The sequence below is a fragment of the Candidatus Pelagibacter communis genome (genome assembly GCF_001179925.1).
Taxonomy (GTDB): Bacteria; Pseudomonadota; Alphaproteobacteria; order Pelagibacterales; family Pelagibacteraceae; genus Pelagibacter; species Pelagibacter ubique_E.
Genome location: NZ_CVSF01000058.1, coordinates 1 through 1441 on the forward strand (window position 1 = coordinate 1; position 1441 = coordinate 1441).

Below are 1441 nucleotides of genomic sequence, written 5' to 3' on the forward strand. Positions count from 1 at the left end.
AAGAAAAAATGAAGTTATTAGTTTTGTAAAAAGTGGACTTAAAGATTTATCAATAAGCAGAAAAAGTTTTTCTTGGGGAATAAAAGTACCAAATAATTCTCAACACGTTATCTATGTTTGGTTGGATGCTTTAACAAATTATATTAGTGCTTTAAATTTTCCAAATAAAAGTGATAAAATGTTTAAAACATTTTGGCCAGCATCATTACACTTAATCGGTAAAGATATTTTGCGTTTTCATGCTGTTTATTGGCCAGCATTTCTATTAGCTGCGAAAATACCTTTACCAGAAAAAGTTTATGGTCACGGATGGATACTTGATGGAGATGAAAAAATGTCTAAATCTAAAGGGAATATCTTAGACCCTATTGAAATTATAAATCAATATGGTTTAGATCCATTAAGATATTATCTTATAAAAGAAGTTTCATTTGGCAATGATGGTAATATTTCACAATCAAGACTTGAAGATTGTATTAATAGTGATCTAGCTAATAATTTTGGAAATCTATGCCAAAGAGTCACGGCTTTTGCTATTAAGAATTGTGATGGAAAAATTCCAAATAAAATTAAATTTAATGAAGAAGATTTGAAATTATTAGATAAATTTAAGATGAATATTAATTTGATTAGGGATAAGATTGATAACCAAGATATAAATTTTTATATTGATTTTGTTGTCAATATGTTATTTGAAACGAATAAATATTTTAATGATCAAGAACCATGGAATAAAAAGGATAATACTTTAAGGCTTAATACCATCATTTATACAACGTTGGAAATTGTTAGAAAAGTAAGTTATATGCTTTACCCAATTATTCCTCAATCATCAATTAATGCTTTGAAAATTTTCTCAATAAAGGAAAAAGAAATTGAATTTTCATCAATTGAAATTCATAATTTTCTAAAAGGTGGTGATAAAATTGATAAAATAGATATTCTATTTAAGAAAATAGAAAAAAAAAATGATTGATTCACATTGTCACTTAGATCACGAACCACTTTATAATAATTTGGATGAAGTATTGAAAAGATCAAAAATTGTAGGAATCGAAAAACTTCTTACTATATGTACTACACTTGATAGTTTTGTTAAGATTAAAAAGTTAGTTGATAAAGACGATATTATTTTTGGAACATATGGTATTCACCCTCATGAAGCTAAAAATGATAAAATTACTTCAGAATTAATTGTTAAAGAGATCAATCAAAATAAAAAGATTATTGGTATAGGTGAAACAGGATTAGATTTTTTTTATAATCATTCTGATAAAAATGATCAGGTTAGAAGTTTTGAAGAACATATAAAAGCAGCCATTAAACTTAAAATTCCATTAATTGTTCACTCACGAAATGCAGAAAAGCATATGTTAGAAATATTAAATGAATATAAAAATTATGATTTAAAAATACTTATGCATTGTTTTACGGGATCTAA

2 protein-coding genes are annotated in these 1441 nt (G+C 25.3%); both read left to right on the top strand.

Features of this window, described 5'->3' with window-relative positions; translation table 11 throughout:
- The coding region (locus AMN70_RS03355) for a methionine--tRNA ligase (RefSeq protein ID WP_075501765.1) at positions 1-976 on the top strand (976 nt) is incomplete at its 5' end.
- Positions 969-1441, top strand: a 473-nt coding sequence (locus AMN70_RS03360) for a TatD family hydrolase (protein ID WP_143323414.1), incomplete at its 3' end; no start/stop codon positions are given. The genes AMN70_RS03355 and AMN70_RS03360, both read left to right, overlap by 8 nt.